General features: G+C 72.4%; 18 protein-coding genes. 5 read left to right on the forward strand and 13 right to left on the reverse strand.

Features of this window, described 5'->3' with window-relative positions:
• From ACLJPY_RS17980 to ACLJPY_RS18015, 8 genes are all read right to left on the reverse strand, one after another.
• Complete coding sequence (locus ACLJPY_RS17980) at positions 1–471, reverse strand: SRPBCC family protein (RefSeq protein WP_410589828.1); 471 nt, start codon at positions 469–471, stop codon at positions 1–3.
• Between the two features lie 101 nt (positions 472–572).
• Positions 573–1,607: a 3-deoxy-7-phosphoheptulonate synthase gene (gene aroF / locus ACLJPY_RS17985; RefSeq protein ID WP_410589830.1), complete on the reverse strand. Its 1,035-nt coding sequence runs from the start codon at positions 1,605–1,607 to the stop codon at positions 573–575.
• A gap of 156 nt (positions 1,608–1,763) precedes the next feature.
• Positions 1,764–2,315, reverse strand: coding sequence for a carboxymuconolactone decarboxylase family protein (locus tag ACLJPY_RS17990; protein WP_410589831.1), 552 nt, complete (start codon positions 2,313–2,315; stop codon positions 1,764–1,766).
• Positions 2,287–2,733 (reverse strand): DUF6187 family protein, encoded by a 447-nt coding sequence (locus tag ACLJPY_RS17995; protein ID WP_410589832.1) that lies wholly within the window; start codon positions 2,731–2,733, stop codon positions 2,287–2,289. The genes ACLJPY_RS17990 and ACLJPY_RS17995 overlap by 29 nt, the downstream gene beginning before the upstream one ends.
• A complete protein-coding gene (locus ACLJPY_RS18000) occupies positions 2,726–2,929 on the reverse strand; it encodes a hypothetical protein (protein ID WP_410589834.1) in 204 nt (67 codons plus the stop codon). The genes ACLJPY_RS17995 and ACLJPY_RS18000 overlap by 8 nt, the downstream gene beginning before the upstream one ends.
• A 10-nt stretch (positions 2,930–2,939) precedes the next feature.
• Positions 2,940–4,241: an NAD(P)-binding protein gene (locus tag ACLJPY_RS18005; RefSeq protein WP_410589835.1), complete on the reverse strand. Its 1,302-nt coding sequence runs from the start codon at positions 4,239–4,241 to the stop codon at positions 2,940–2,942.
• Between the two features lie 16 nt (positions 4,242–4,257).
• The gene (locus ACLJPY_RS18010; RefSeq protein WP_410589932.1) at positions 4,258–4,743 is read right to left on the reverse strand and encodes a DUF6423 family protein; all 486 of its coding nucleotides are present in this window, start codon (positions 4,741–4,743) and stop codon (positions 4,258–4,260) included.
• 210 nt (positions 4,744–4,953) lie between these two features.
• Complete coding sequence (locus ACLJPY_RS18015; protein WP_410589837.1) at positions 4,954–5,286, reverse strand: DUF6235 family protein; 333 nt, start codon at positions 5,284–5,286, stop codon at positions 4,954–4,956.
• Positions 5,287–5,555: 269 nt separating this feature from the next.
• On the opposite strand from ACLJPY_RS18015, the gene ACLJPY_RS18020 reads away from it, so the two are divergent.
• The 5 genes from ACLJPY_RS18020 (at position 5,556) to ACLJPY_RS18040 (ending at position 9,795) form a co-directional block, all read left to right on the forward strand.
• The gene (locus ACLJPY_RS18020) at positions 5,556–5,807 is read left to right on the forward strand and encodes a hypothetical protein (protein WP_410589838.1); all 252 of its coding nucleotides are present in this window, start codon (positions 5,556–5,558) and stop codon (positions 5,805–5,807) included.
• Between the two features lie 150 nt (positions 5,808–5,957).
• Entirely contained in the window at positions 5,958–6,149 is a 192-nt protein-coding gene (locus tag ACLJPY_RS18025) for a hypothetical protein (RefSeq protein ID WP_410589840.1), read from the forward strand.
• Positions 6,146–7,525 carry a cytochrome P450 gene (locus ACLJPY_RS18030; RefSeq protein WP_410589842.1) on the forward strand — a complete coding sequence of 460 codons (1,380 nt, stop codon included), beginning with the start codon at positions 6,146–6,148 and terminating at the stop codon, positions 7,523–7,525. Before ACLJPY_RS18025 ends, ACLJPY_RS18030 begins: the two co-directional genes overlap by 4 nt.
• 33 nt (positions 7,526–7,558) lie before the next feature.
• The gene (locus ACLJPY_RS18035; protein WP_410589844.1) at positions 7,559–8,752 is read left to right on the forward strand and encodes a class I SAM-dependent methyltransferase; all 1,194 of its coding nucleotides are present in this window, start codon (positions 7,559–7,561) and stop codon (positions 8,750–8,752) included.
• Positions 8,753–8,763: 11 nt separating this feature from the next.
• The gene (locus tag ACLJPY_RS18040) at positions 8,764–9,795 is read left to right on the forward strand and encodes a carboxymuconolactone decarboxylase family protein (RefSeq protein ID WP_410589846.1); all 1,032 of its coding nucleotides are present in this window, start codon (positions 8,764–8,766) and stop codon (positions 9,793–9,795) included.
• A 579-nt stretch (positions 9,796–10,374) separates the two neighbouring features.
• On the opposite strand, the gene ACLJPY_RS18045 is transcribed toward ACLJPY_RS18040, so the two are convergent.
• The 5 genes from ACLJPY_RS18045 to ACLJPY_RS18065 all read right to left on the reverse strand — a co-directional run bounded on the left by ACLJPY_RS18045 (position 10,375) and on the right by ACLJPY_RS18065 (position 13,568).
• Entirely contained in the window at positions 10,375–10,560 is a 186-nt protein-coding gene (locus ACLJPY_RS18045) for an acyl-CoA carboxylase epsilon subunit (RefSeq protein WP_410589847.1), read from the reverse strand.
• Positions 10,561–10,573: 13 nt separating this feature from the next.
• On the reverse strand, positions 10,574–12,115 hold the full coding sequence (locus ACLJPY_RS18050) for an acyl-CoA carboxylase subunit beta (RefSeq protein WP_410589934.1): 1,542 nt from the start codon (positions 12,113–12,115) through the stop codon (positions 10,574–10,576).
• Between the two features lie 170 nt (positions 12,116–12,285).
• Entirely contained in the window at positions 12,286–12,471 is a 186-nt protein-coding gene (locus tag ACLJPY_RS18055) for a DUF6222 family protein (RefSeq protein ID WP_410589849.1), read from the reverse strand.
• Positions 12,472–12,538: 67 nt separating this feature from the next.
• A complete protein-coding gene (locus ACLJPY_RS18060; RefSeq protein WP_410589851.1) occupies positions 12,539–13,114 on the reverse strand; it encodes a flavin reductase family protein in 576 nt (191 codons plus the stop codon).
• A gap of 1 nt (position 13,115) precedes the next feature.
• Positions 13,116–13,568 (reverse strand): acyl-CoA thioesterase, encoded by a 453-nt coding sequence (locus ACLJPY_RS18065; protein WP_410589852.1) that lies wholly within the window; start codon positions 13,566–13,568, stop codon positions 13,116–13,118.
• Between the last annotated feature and the right edge of the window lies 1 nt (position 13,569).

Consider the following 13,569-nt stretch of genomic DNA (forward strand, 5'->3'; position numbering starts at 1 on the left):
CTACTGCCGAGGAGCGGCGAAGTAGTCCCGCACGACGCTGATCTGGTTGTCCATCATGGACATCAGCGCCTCGACGATCTCGGGCGCGGCGTCGTCGGTGACCATGAACTCCCGGCGGTACTCCAGGAAGCTGCGGCCGGGGTCGTTGGTCACCGGGAAAACGCGGTAGGTGGCGACGTAGTCGTAGAGGCACAGCACCGGGGCCACCGTGCGGTAGGTCAGCGACCGCTCCACCTCGTTGCGGCCGACGACCTCCTGCTGCACGAGACCCTGGTTCTGCAGCATCAGGAACTCGTAGCGCGCCGGCACCCGGTCCGGCGTCCCGTCCTCGACCCACTGCAGGTTTCCCACCGTGTCCCCGAACAGGATCTTCACCAGGTTCAGGACGTTGCGGACCTCGGCCCACACCGCGTCCGGCTCGGCGTCGAGCACGGTGGTCTGGTACATCGTGTGCTTCGGCTTGATCGTCACGACATCTCCGCGGGTATCGAGGGGAACTGTCACCGCAAGTTAGCCGGAATTCCGGCCGGTGCGGAACATTCGAGCGTGCGAACCTGGGACCGGCGGGTTCCTCACCCGGCCAGCAGCCGCCGGTTCCACCACGTCGGCGGCTTCCGGCCGAGCACGGCGGCGAGGTCCTCCAGGGAGCGCTGCAGGACGCGCAGGTCGTCGGCGACCAGCGCCTGCGGGCCGTCGCACCGGGCCTCTTCGGGGTGCGGGTGGACGTCGACGAGCACGCCGTCGGCCCCCACCGCGACCGCCGCGCGCGAGAGCGGCAGCACGAGATCGCGCCGCCCGCCGGAGTGGGACGGGTCGATCATCACCGGCAGGTGCGAGAGCCGCTGGACCACGGGCACGGCGGAGATGTCGAGGGTGTTGCGGGTGGCGGTCTCGAACGTGCGGATCCCCCGTTCGCACAGCACGATGTCGAGGTTGCCGCGCTGGGCGATGTACTCCGCGGCCATCAGCCACTCCTCGATGGTGGCGCTCATCCCGCGTTTGAGCAGCACCGGCTTGCCCGCCTCGCCCACGGCCTGCAGCAGCCCGAAGTTCTGCATGTTCCGGGTGCCGATCTGGAGCATGTCGGCGTACCCGGCGACCATTTCGACGTCGTGCGCCGCGACCACCTCGGTGACCACCGGCAGGCCGGTCTCGGCCCGCACGTCGGCGAGGATCTTCAGGCCGAGCTCACCGAGCCCCTGGAACGCATACGGCGACGAACGCGGCTTGAACGCGCCACCGCGCAGCAGCGTCGCGCCCGCGGCCTGGGCCATCCGCGCCGCTTCCAGGGTCTGCTCCGGGGTCTCCACCGCGCACGGACCGGCGATCAGGGTGACGGTGTCCGGGCCGATCGGCACGCCGCGGACGTGCACCGTGGACCGTTCCGGGTGGTGTTCCAGGCTCACCAGCTTGTACTTGGCGGAGATCCGGGTGACGCTGCGCACCCCCCGCATCCCGCCGAGGTTGAGGGCTTCGAGCCGGTCGATCTCGCCGACCAGCCCGATGACCATCCGGCTCACCCCCCGGCTGACGAAGGCTTCGCCGCCCGCCGCCGTCACCCGGTCGACGATCGCTTCGACGTCCCCGGCCGTGGCATCGACAGCCATGACGATGACCATAAGTCCCGCACCCTCCACCGCTCCGCTTCGACCGGCCGGCGGACGCCGGCGGGTCTGCTGCCGGATCGAGCATCCGGCCGGGCGGCGGCAACCAGCGTCCTCACGGTTGCGCACACCGTGCGGAACGCCTGCGGGACAGGCGGTTCAGCTCGCCGGCGGAAGCAACTGCGCCAGGCCCGCGTACCCGATCTCGCGCAGCCGCAGACCGGACGTCGTCGCGTAGGCGTCGTCGGCACGCAGGCCGATGCCCTCCACGACGCGGTTCATGAAGTTGAACAGCGCGCACACCTGGATGGCGTCGTGCAGGGCCCGGTCGTCCCAGCCCGCGGCGAACACGGCCTCGGCGTCCGCACCGGTGATCCGGGACGGCGTCCGGGTGAGCTTGCCGACGTAGGCCAGCACCGGCCGGAACTTGTCGTCCACCGGGGCGGTGTCGAGGTCGAGCACCGCGGCGGCGAGCAGGCCTTCGGGGACGCCGAACGCCTCCGCGGTGATCGTGTGGATCCCGTGGCAGTAGCCGCAGCTGTTCACGCCGGACACGTACGCCGCGATCAGCTCGCGCTCGCCGGGGGTGAACGGGGACTCGGCGCGCATCACCTGCTCGTGCAGGTCCAGCAGCGGCCGCGCCGGGCCGGGGTAGGCCTCGAAGACGTGCAGCAGCCGGGTTTCAGCGGGCAGGGACTTCAGGTACGACATCGGGCTCCCCGTCTCCACCCGCCAGCCGGTCGACTTCCCCGCGACGCAGCGAACAGGCGGTCAAGTAGGCGACCGAGGCCGGGCCGGCCTCGGGAACGGCGGTGGCAACGCGCCCGGCGGCCTCGGCCCACGCCCCCCGCAGCGCGGCGGGGGACGACGTGCCGGGCGCATCACCGATGGCGTCCCGGACGGCGCACCAGCGCGCGCAGCCGGCCGCGACCAGGCCGGCCAGCCCGAACCCGGCCACGCCGTGCCGGGCCTGGTCGACCGCCTGCGTCACGAGGGCCGGGTCGTCGGCGAGCCGGGCGAACCCGACGCCGGCCAGCAGGCGCTCGGCGTCGAGGCCGAGCAGGATGACCCCGACCTCGGTCGAGCCCGGGTCGTCGATCGCGGGCAGGGCGAACCGCGTGTCAGACACCGGCCACCACCGGAACGCGATCATGCCGCAGGCTATGCGCGACCGCCGCCGCCACCCGCGCCGTCGCCACGCGGTGGCCGTCGATGTTGCACGCGGCCCGGCCGAGCAACCGCCCGGCCGCCGGACCGGTCCCCACCGGGAAGTGGCCGTCGATGTTGTGCGCGACCGCCGCGGCCACCACCCGATGCCCGTCCACGCTGCACACCTCAGACACCGGCCACCACCGGAACGCGATCATGCCGCAGGCTGTGCGCAACCGCCGCCGCCACCCGCGCCGTCGCCACGCGGTGGCCGTCGATGTTGCGCGCGGCCGGGCCGAGCATCAGGCCGGCCGTCGCGCCGACCACCGAAACGCGGGGCGCGCGGGTGTAGCGGAGCGTCCGCTCGTCGAGGTCCGGCCAGCCGTCCCGCTCGCCCACCAGGTCCGGCGGCAGCAGCCCGGCGCCGCTCGACGGGGTCGTCCCGAGGGCCAGCACAGCGGTGTCCGCCTCGACCAGGCGGCCGCTCTCCAGCCGGCAGACCACGCCCTCGCCGATCTCCTTCACCGACTCGCCGCGGTGGACGACCAGCCGCCCGTCGGCCTCGGCCTGCTGCAGCAGCGGCCGGAACTCGAACATGATCGAGGCCCGCCGGTAGCGGCGCATCAGCTCCAGCCGGCCGGCCCGGTCGACACCGTCGAAGCGGGCCCGGCCCTCCGGCCGGAAGAAGGACGAATTGACGTCGGCGCACTGGTAGCGCTCGCCGGTTTCCCGGACCACCCAGTGCACCCGGCGGCCCGCCTCGAGCGCACCGGCGATCAGGTGCGCCGCCGTCAGCCCCGCGCCGACGACGATCTGCCGCTGCCCGCCCGCGGGCACCGGTTCGTCCCAATAGGACACTCCGCGCGGCGGCGTGCCCCCGCCCCACCAGGCTTCGGGGGCCGGGCGGCGCTCTTCGCCGAGGCAGAGCACGGCGTGCTGCGCGGTGACGGTGAACCGGTTCGCGCGCACCGTCACCACGTCCGCCGTCGGCAGCACTTCGCGCACGGACGCCTGCCACGTCTTCTCCGCGACGTGGTGGCTGGTCACCAGGTGGTCGCAGTAGGCATCGAAGACGTCGACCGGCACGACCGAGCGGTGGCCGGCCTGCGCCATCCGGATCTCCCGCCGCTCGGTGCGGGTCAACCGCGACCAGTGCAGCCGGGCGAAGTCCAGCAGCTCGCAGTCGCGGAACCCCTCGACGCCGGGGTGGTGCTCGTACGGCGAGCGCAGCACGCGCTGGCCGAGGCGGTCGATCCGGTCGAAGAACCGCCCGCAGGGGCGGCCGGTCCGGTCGAGCACCACGACGTCGCGGACGCCGTGGTGCCACAGAGCGGAAGCGACCGCGAGCCCCGCCGGGCCGGCCCCGACGATGACGACGTCGGCCGCGTTCCCGGGGGCCGCACCCGGGAAGACCGGTGCGGTCAGGCGCGGCCAGTCGCGGCCGCGAGGTGATTCGAGCAGGTGCGGCTCCGGCACGAACTTGATCACGAGGCCCCTGCCGGGCTCAGTCGACGACGGTGATCGGCACGATCAGCTCGATCACCGGGCGCTGCTGCATCCCGTCGCTGACCAGCTGTTCGAGCGTCGCCTGCGACTGCTCGGCGCTGTCGGTGGCGATCGGGCTGTAGCGGGAGTAGAAGTACCCCGGCTTGCGGCCGCTGGTCTCCATCGAATACATCTTGAGCACCGACTCGCCCGGGCGCACTTCGCCGTCGTAGAAGGTGAGCCGCCGCTGGTCCGGCGTCATGAAGCTCTTCGCGAACTGCGGGGACATCACCGCGGAGGCGGGGCTGTCGACGAAGGTCGAGTCCTCGTCCAGCACCGCCTGCATGGCGACCCAGGTCCGGTCGGTGAGGTTCGTTTCGGCCTTGATGACCTGCCAGCGCCCGGGCTCGGGCAGGGTCACGTTGACCGCGACGTCGTGATCGGTCGTGTCGATCGCGCCGGTGATCATCAACACCCGGCGGCCCAGATCGGCCACACCGGTCATCTGAATGTCGCGGGCCCGTACGCGGCCGGAGACGTCCAACCCCGGCAATTCTGGTGATGACATGGTGCAGCCTCCTATGTTGAAGACCCCAGTTATGCGGGCTGACCAGCAAACGCAAAAAGGCTTTCACATGCCGCGAGAGACGTCAAGGTGAGGAATACACGATCGGCGGCGCGCCCTCGTCGCCACGCCCGCACTACCCCGTTCGGACTAGGGGCCTTCGGAGCTGCTCGGCTCCTCGCGGGCCGGTCCGGCGGCCTCCGCGGCGTCGTCGCGGCCGTCGTCCGGGGCGCCGAGGTAGCGGATCTCGAACGAAGAATCCGCACGCCGCAAAAGCACTTTCAGCACCAGATTCGGTTTTACCGAGACAATGAAATTGCTCCGGTCCCGCGGATCGCCGAAAATGTCGTAGATCAGGAACGCGGAACCGTCGCCGACCGCGAACAATGCTTCGTACATGACGTTCCGCTCGGCCTGTGACGCCGATTCGGCCCACGCTTCGAGCAACTCGGATCCCTCGGTGAGCTGGAGGCGCATCGCCATCAGCCGGGCCTCCCCATCAGACGTGGCGTCGGGAACCCGGGACGGGTCGCGGGCCTGGTCCGCGCCGGGCTCGGTGACACCCCGGCCCACACAGCCTCCAGTCTGGCCCGGCCGCGGCGGCGGGAGCATCTCCGACCGTGCGGCCCGCCGTACCGCAAGTATGCGCAGCGCACAAGACGTCCCACCGAAGCCGTGCGGTGTGCACTGGCCGGACCGGAGTTCCGCACACCGCCCGGTGGCAGCACCGGCGTCCGCACAGGAGGTGCCCCATGACCGAGAAGCCCGCCCCGCACCCGCAGACCCCGGCCGGCGCGGCCGCCCGCCAGCGCACCTGCGCGGTGTGCGGCGGTCCGTTCGCCTCCGGCGAGCGGACCGGGCTCGAAGTGCTGATCGACGGCGAAATCCGCTACGTCGCGGTGCATTCCGGCCACAGCACCCACGCCTCGGCCCGGGAGCGGCTGGCCGGCTCGCGGCTGGCCGGCCCGGCCGCGGCGGCGCGGGCGCGAGGAACGGCCGCCTGAACGAGACGCACTCCGCACTGCGGGAGACGTGGGTGGCGGAGCGCCGGTGCGAACGTGGAGGGGCCGGCTGGGAGACGAGTGTCCGCGTTCGGGGCCGGTTTTCCGTCCGCCGCCCGCGGTTTCTTCTCGCTCGCGCCGAAAGGAAGCACCATGACCACGACCGAGGTGCCTGCCGCCGACCAGGCGGCCGTCGCAGCGCTCCCCAATCGGCTCTCCGCGGCCCGGGTGCACCAGGACGCCGCGTCGAGCGCCGCTCTGTCCACCGAGGACGGCACGCCGGTCCGGCGCGGCCGGTCCGAGCGGCGCCCCCGGCCCGTCTCCGGCACGACCTCCGCGGCATGACCGGCGCCGTCCGCCGCGTCCCGCCGGGGCCGCCGCGCCGGGCCGCCCCGGGCATCCTGCGCAAGCTGCGCGCGGACCGGCTGGGCCTGATGAACGAGGCGGTCCGCGAGTACGGCGACGCGGTCCGGGTGGCGATCGGCCCGAAGACGCTCTACATCTTCAACCACCCGGACCACGCCAAGCACGTGCTCGCGGACAACGCGGCCAACTACCACAAGGGCATCGGGTACACCGAGGCCAAGCGCGCGCTGGGCGACGGGCTGCTGACGTCGGAGGGCGCGCTGTGGAAGGAGCAGCGGCGCACCATCCAGCCGGTGTTCCAGCACAAGCGGATCGCCGCGCAGGCCGACGTGATCATCGACGAGGCGCTCGGCCTCGCCGGGCGGCTCCGGGCGCACCGGGACACCGGCCGGCCGGTGGACGTGCTGACCGAGGTCACCGCGCTCACCCTGGGCGTGCTCGGCAGCACCCTGCTGGACACCGACCTCGGCGAGTTCGACAGCGTCGAGCACTCCTTCGAGGCCGTCCAGGACCAGGCCATGTTCGAGATGGAAACCCTGGGCCTGGTGCCGCGGTGGCTGCCGCTGAAGGGGCAGCGGGCGTTCCGGTCGGCGCGCGACCACCTGCAGGAGGTCGTCGGGGTCCTCGTCGAGCGGCGCAAGACCCAGCCGTCCGCGGCCGGCGACGACGTGCTGACCCGGCTCATCGCCTCCACCGCCAAGGAGACCGACAAGCGGGTCGCCGACCGCCGCATGCGCGACGAGCTGGTGACGCTGCTGCTGGCCGGGCACGAGACCACGGCCAGCACCGTCGGCTGGACGCTGGACCACGTGAGCAGGCACCCGGAGGTCCGGGACCGGCTGCACGAGGAGGCGCTCGCGGTCTACGGCGACCGCCGTCCGGAGTACGCGGACCTCACGCGCCTGCGCTACACGCACATGGTGCTGCAGGAGGCCATGCGGCTGAACCCGCCGGTGTGGATCCTGCCGCGCCGGGCGGTCGCCGACGACGAGGTCGGCGGCTACCACGTGCCGGCCGGCGCCGAAGTGCTGATCTGCCCGTACACCCTGCACCGGCACCCGCGGTACTGGCCGGAGCCGGACCGGTTCGACCCGGAGCGGTTCGACCCGGACGTGCCCGTCGACCGGCCGCGGTACGCCCACATCCCGTTCGGCGCCGGTCCCCGGTTCTGCGTCGGCAACCACCTGGGGATGATGGAGGCCACCTTCATCATTTCCACGCTGCTGCGCGATCTGCGCTTCGAGGCCGTGCCCGGCCGGACCGTCGTGCCAGAGCCGATGATGTCGCTGCGCCTCGGCGGCGGGCTCCCCCTGACCGTCCGTTCGTTCCCGGACGCCGGCCGTCGCGCGGCCTGACCTCATCCGACGTCGCGAAAGTGAGTGAAAACCATGAGTGATCAGGCGGAGCACCCCTACGGCCGTCCCGAAGAGCACCCGAAGGCCGCCGACTTCGCGAAGCTGCGCGCCGCCATCGCCGACGAAGGCGTCCGCGCGCACTTCCCGTTCCGGTTCCTGGCGGCCAACGAGACGTTCGCCCGCCTGGTGGACGCGACGGCGTACCGGATCCTCGGGTCGATCGGTGCCCTGCCGTCCGCCGACGGCATTTCGGTGCAGCAGGCCAAGCGGGACCTGTCGATCCCCTGGCGCCGGACGATCCCGCTGCACTTCCTCTACGAGAAGCTGTCGGACTCGGGGATCTTCACCCGCGCGGGCGGCCGGTACGTCCCGGGCCCGGCGACCGTCCCGGTGTTCGACGACGTCGCCGCCGAGCTCGCCGCGCGCGAGCCGGGGGCCGCGGTGGCCACCCGGATCCTGCAGACGCTGGTCGACGAGGCGAAGAAGTTCTTCGCCGGCGAGGCGACGGGCGACGAGATCCTCTTCGCGCCCGCGCAGCTCCCGTTGTGGCTCAAGTACTTCTCCAACGACAACCTGCTGTACTCGATCAACAACAAGGTGGGCGCGGAAGCGCTGTCCCGGCTCGTGCCCGAGGGCGGGATCGAGATCCTCGAGATCGGCGGCGGCTGCGGCAGCGGCGCCGAGCAGGTGCTGCGCACGCTCGGCTCCGACGTCAAGCGCTACCGGTTCACCGAGGTCGCCGAGACGTTCGCCCGCCACGGCGAGAAGGCGGCCGCGGCGGCCGCGTCCCCGACGACGACGGTCGAGTCGGCCCGCATCGACATGACCCTGCCGTGGCAGGCGCAGGGCGTCGAGCCCGGCACGTTCGACGCGGTGTACGCGGTCAACTGCTTCCACGTGGCGCCCGACCTCGACTTCGTCGTGGCCGAGGCGGCGAAGGCGCTGAAGCCGGGCGGCGCGGTCGTCGTGTCGGAGTGCGTGCGTCCGACGAAGCTGGCGCGGCCGATCCACGCCGAGATCATCTTCGACTTCCTGGACAGCTTCACCGACGTCATCACCGACCCGGTGAAGCGCCCGACGCACGGTTTCCTGACCCCGGCGGCCTGGCGCGCGACGTTCGAAGCGGCCGGCCTCGCCGACGTGACGGTGCTCCCGGACGTGGACGCGATCGCCGAGGAGTACCCCGACTTCGTCGTGGGCGCGGTCGTCGCCCGCGCGGCGCGGTGAGGGAGCCCGCGATGGTCGCCGGACTGGTCCGGTTCGCCGTACGCCGTTCGCTGCGGGACACCCGGTACGTCGGGGTCGTGCCCCGCCGCCGCGCCACGGGCCTGGTCGCCGAGGTGTACCGGCAGGTGGAGCGCGACTTCAGCATGCTCGCCCCGCCGGTCGCACTGCACTCGGCGGCCCCGGAGGCGATGGCCGCCGCGTGGTCGGTCCTGCGGGAAACCCTGCTGGCGCAGGGAGTGGCCGGCCGCGCCGCGAAGGAGGCGGTGGCGACCGGGGTGTCGGCGGCCAACAGCTGCCCGTACTGCGTCGACGTCCACGGCATGACGCTGGCGGCGATCCCGGCCGGCCCCGACGGAGACCGCGAGGCACTCGAGAACTGGGCGCGCGCGTCCGCGGCGGGAGCGGCGGACGCACCGCCGTTCCCGCCGGCGCAGGCGCCCGAGCTGATCGGGGTGGCCGTGGCGTTCCAGTACTACAACCGCATGGTGAACGTGTTCCTGCGCGACTCACCGTTCCCGTCCCACGTACCGGAGTCGGCCAAGCCCCAGGCCCGACGCGTACTCGGCGGCGTCCTGCGGCCGCCGTCCGGACCGGGCCCGCAACCGGGCGACTCGCTGAAGCTGCTGCCGGAGGCACCCCTGCCGCAGGACCTGGGCTGGGCCAGGCCGAACGCAACGGTGGCCGACGCATTCGCCCGCGCCTACGCGGCAACGGAGGCCGCGGGAGCCCGTTCGGTGCCTCCCGCCGTACGCACGTTGCTGCAGGACCGGCTGTCCACATGGGACGGGCAGCCACCGGGCCTGAGCCGCGCCTGGCTGGAAGAGGCAGTGGCCGGGCTCGCCGAGGCCGACCGCCCAGCCGGCCGCCTCGCCCTGGCGATCGCACTGGCGTCCTACCAGGTCGACGAGGGTTTGGTGGACGCCTTCCGCGCCACGGCCGAGGCCCCCGCCGACGCAACGCTGGTGGAGCTGGCGGCATGGGCAAGCATGGCGGCAGCCCGCCGCGTCAGCACATGGCTGGCGGGCAGCCTGGACCCCGCGTGAGCAAGCACCAGACCGGGTGAACTCGCGTGCCGGAGCGGACAACGTGGTCCCACGACACGCGAGTTCACCCTGACCAAGAACCCACCGGCAGCCGAAAGCCGAACCCACCCATCCACCCCACCGGCAGCCGGCAGCCGGCAGCCGGCAGCCGGCAGCCGGCAGCCGGCAACGAGACGGACCACACGACAACTCCCCACCGGCAGCCGACAACGGGACGGAACCACACGACCCCCACCGGCAGCCGACAACGGAACGGAACCACACGACCACCCAGACCCCCCGCAACCCCGATCCGAAGCCAGAACACGGCCGGCGACATGTTGTCAAGGCACGCTTTCCCGCCTTGACAACATGCCGCCGGCCGTAGTCACAATTAGGCTTCGGGGTGGCGGCAGCCTCCAAAAAGTCAGCCCACACAACAAAAAAGTCAGCCCACGTCCCAAGAAAGTCAGCCGACACACCAAAACAGTCGGCTGGCGTGCCCAGAGGGTCGGCCCGCGTACCCAGAGGGTCGGCCCGCGTACCCACAGGGTCGGCTGGCGTACCCAGACAGTCAGCGCGCGTACCCAGAGGGTCGGATCACCGCGGCAGCCCCGACCGCCGCCAGGCACCGCGCCCATTCCCCCAGGTCTCCCCGGCCCACACCGAACGCACGACCACCGGCGAAGGCACCGCAGCAGCCGCAAGCCCGGCCAGCACCGTCACCAGCGCCGCCAGGCTCACGTCATCCGCGCCACCCCGCACGACCACGACCAGGTCCTCCATCACCGCCACCCCGTCAGATCGGCAGGTTGCCGTGCTTGCGAGCCGGCCCGGGACGGCGCTTGTCCCGCAACATCGCCAGCCCACGCGCGATCGCCGCCCGGGTGTCGGCCGGGTCGATGATGTCGTCGACCAGGCCGCGCTCGGCGGCGTACTGCGGGTTGAGGTACTCCTCCGTGTACTCCGCGACGAGCCGGGCGCGCAACGCCGCCGGGTCCGCCGCGGCCGCGAGGTCCCGCCGGTGCAGCACGTTGACCGCGCCCTCGGCCCCCATCACCGCGATCTGGTTCGTCGGCCAGGCCAGCGACAGGTCGCACCCGATGGACCGCGAGTCCATCACGATGTACGCGCCGCCGTAGGCCTTCCGCAGGATGACCTGGATCCGCGGCACCGTCGCTTCGCAGTAGGCGTGCAGCAGCTGCGCGCCCTGCCGGATGATCCCGGCGCGCTCCTGCTCGACACCCGGCAGGAACCCCGGCACGTCGACCAGGCTGACCAGCGGGATGCCGAAGGCGTCGCAGAACCGCACGAACCGGGCGGCCTTCTGCGACGCCGGCCCGTCGAGCACCCCGGCGAACACCACCGGCTGGTTCCCGACGAGCCCGACGACCCGGCCGTCGACGCGGGCGAGCGCGCACAGCACGTTGCGGGCCCAGCCCGCGTGCAGCTCGAAGAACTCTTCGTCGTCGGCGATTTCGGCGAACACGTCCCGCATGTCGTACGGCTGGTTCGGCTCGGCCGGGACGATGTCCGCCAGCTTCGGCCGGTAGTCGTCGGCCGCGCCGGTCGGGGCGGTCACCGGCGGTGGCTCGAGGTAGTTCGACGGCAGCAGGGAAACCAGGTGCCGGACGTCGGCGAGGCACTCCTGCTCGTCGTCGTGCACGACGGTGGCGACGCCGGAATGCGACCCGTGGACGTCGGCCCCGCCGAGTTCCTCGTGGCTGACGCGCCGCCCGGTCACGGCTTCGACGACGTCGGGGCCGGTCAGGTACATCCGCGCGGTGTCGCGCACCATGAACGTGAAGTCCGCCAGCGCCGGCGAGTAGGCGGCGCCCCCGGCGCACGGCCCGAGGATCACGCTGATCTGCGGGACGACGCCGGAGGCGTCGACCTGGCGGCGGAAGATCCCGCCGTAGCCGTCGAGCGCGAGCACGCCTTCCTGGATGCGCGCGCCCCCGCTGTCGTTCAGGCCGATCACCGGGGCGCCGTTGGCCACCGCGAGGTCGAGCACCTTCTGGATCTTCGCCGCGTGCGCCTGCCCCAAGGACCCGCCGAAGAGCGTGAAGTCCTGGGCGTAGACGAACACGCGGCGGCCGTCGATGGTGCCGGAGCCGGTGACGACGCCGTCGGTGTACGGCCGGTTGGCCGCCAGCCCGGGCCCGGTGGCCTGGTGACGGCGGTACGGCTCGAGCTCCAGGAAGGAGTCTTCGTCCAGCAGCAGCGCGAGCCGTTCCCGCGCGGTGAGCTTGCCCAGCGAATGCTGGCGCCGCACCGCGTCGAGCTTCCCGTCGGCGATGTGCCCGCGCAGCTCACGCCGCCGCTGCCGCAGCAGCGGCATGCCGGGCGGCGGCGCGGGCGCGGCCTCGGCGGCCGCGGCGAGGGCGATCACCTGCGCGTCGCCGGTTTCCCCGCCCCGGCCGAGCCGGCGGCGCCCGGCGCGGAGCTCGGCCGGGACGGGTACCACGTCCGTCCCGTCCGCGCGCTGGGCACCGCGGCCGGCGGGACCGCTCACGCGGCATCCCTCATCCGCTCTTCCCGGTCGCGCTCGATCTCGGCGACGATGTCCGACCACACGATGCCCCGGCCGAGCCGCGGCATCGGGTGGGTGATCACCTCGTCCGGCGGGTTCGCCGCGGGCACGAACCGCACCGGCGCCGCGCCGGCCTCCGGGCGCCTTGCTTCACTGGCGGTCACGGGCAAACCTCCTCCGTCGACGCGGCCCCGGCTCGTCCGGGGCCGCCCTTCCTCGTGTGGGACGTCCTCACGCCGCCCGGGCCCGGGCGTCCACGTCGTGGTAGCCACCGCCGTAGAACACGAGCGCCTGCTCGCCGGGCCCGGAGTTGGCCGCGACCACCCGGCCGAGGAAGATCGAGTGGTCACCGCCCTGGAGCACCTGCGCCACCTCGCACTCGAGCCAGGCCAGCGCGCCGGTGAGCAGCGGCGCGCCGGTCTGCGCGCCGAAGGTGCAGTTCACCGATTCGAACTGGGCCATGCCGTCCGGACGCCGCCAGTCGGCGAAGTACTTCGACAGGGCCTGCTGGTCGGACGCGAGGATGTTCACCGCGAACGAGCCCGCCGCGACGATCGACGAGTGCATCCGGGCCGCTTTCGACACGCAGCAGAGCACCAGCGGCGGGTCCAGCGACACCGACGTGAACGCGTTCGCCGTCATGGCGTGGGCGCCCTCGCCGCCGACGGTGAGGACCGTGACGCCCGTCGCGAACCGCGCCATCACCTGCCGCAGCGCGGGTTGCGGCGACAATTCGGGCCGGCCCGCCGGCTTCGGCAGCCGTTTCAGCGGCCGCCGTTCGACGGAGTTGCCTCCTGCTTGGGCCACTTCACGCTCCCTTGCCGTTGAGCGCCGAAGCCACCGTGTACGGCTTCAGGGCCTCCAGCAGCGCCTCGGGCACCCGGGACGGCACGGTCGCGTTGTTCGGGCCGCGCATGCACGCGATCCGCTGCCGCCCGCGCGCCACCAGCCGCTCACCGTCCGGGTGCAGGTGCACGTAGTCGAACGTGAACTGCAGCTGGGTCTGGGTCAGCTGTTCCAGGCGCATCCGGATGGACAGCTGGTCGAACCCGGTGATCTCGGCGAAGAACTCGCACTCGACCCGCAGCGTGTAGAGCTTCAGGTCGCCGCGGATGTCCTCCAGGACGGCCGGAGCCTTCTCCACGAGGAACATCTCGCGGCAGCGCCCCTGCCACCGGACGTAGTTGACGTAGTAGACGTTGCCCACCATGTTGGTCTCTTCGAAGCCGACCGTGTGGCGGATCTCGTAGTAGTCGGTCATC

This window comes from Amycolatopsis sp. lyj-23, from assembly GCF_046549135.1.
Taxonomy (GTDB): Bacteria; Actinomycetota; Actinomycetes; order Mycobacteriales; family Pseudonocardiaceae; genus Amycolatopsis.

What these genes read in the sequence shown, in the direction of transcription:
- aroF (WP_410589830.1), bottom strand. Translation starts at nt 1,607, where the DNA reads ATGGCTGTCGATGCCACGGCCGGGGACGTCGAAGCGATCGTCGACCGG.
- ACLJPY_RS17990 (WP_410589831.1), bottom strand. Translation starts at nt 2,315, where the DNA reads ATGTCGTACCTGAAGTCCCTGCCCGCTGAAACCCGGCTGCTGCACGTC.
- ACLJPY_RS18010 (WP_410589932.1), bottom strand. Translation starts at nt 4,743, where the DNA reads ATGACCGGTGTGGCCGATCTGGGCCGCCGGGTGTTGATGATCACCGGC.
- ACLJPY_RS18015 (WP_410589837.1), bottom strand. Translation starts at nt 5,286, where the DNA reads ATGGCGATGCGCCTCCAGCTCACCGAGGGATCCGAGTTGCTCGAAGCG.
- ACLJPY_RS18020 (WP_410589838.1), top strand. Translation starts at nt 5,556, where the DNA reads ATGACCGAGAAGCCCGCCCCGCACCCGCAGACCCCGGCCGGCGCGGCC.
- ACLJPY_RS18025 (WP_410589840.1), top strand. Translation starts at nt 5,958, where the DNA reads ATGACCACGACCGAGGTGCCTGCCGCCGACCAGGCGGCCGTCGCAGCG.
- ACLJPY_RS18030 (WP_410589842.1), top strand. Translation starts at nt 6,146, where the DNA reads ATGACCGGCGCCGTCCGCCGCGTCCCGCCGGGGCCGCCGCGCCGGGCC.
- ACLJPY_RS18035 (WP_410589844.1), top strand. Translation starts at nt 7,559, where the DNA reads ATGAGTGATCAGGCGGAGCACCCCTACGGCCGTCCCGAAGAGCACCCG.
- ACLJPY_RS18040 (WP_410589846.1), top strand. Translation starts at nt 8,764, where the DNA reads ATGGTCGCCGGACTGGTCCGGTTCGCCGTACGCCGTTCGCTGCGGGAC.
- ACLJPY_RS18045 (WP_410589847.1), bottom strand. Translation starts at nt 10,560, where the DNA reads ATGGAGGACCTGGTCGTGGTCGTGCGGGGTGGCGCGGATGACGTGAGC.
- ACLJPY_RS18050 (WP_410589934.1), bottom strand. Translation starts at nt 12,115, where the DNA reads ATGCCGCTGCTGCGGCAGCGGCGGCGTGAGCTGCGCGGGCACATCGCC.
- ACLJPY_RS18065 (WP_410589852.1), bottom strand. Translation starts at nt 13,568, where the DNA reads ATGACCGACTACTACGAGATCCGCCACACGGTCGGCTTCGAAGAGACC.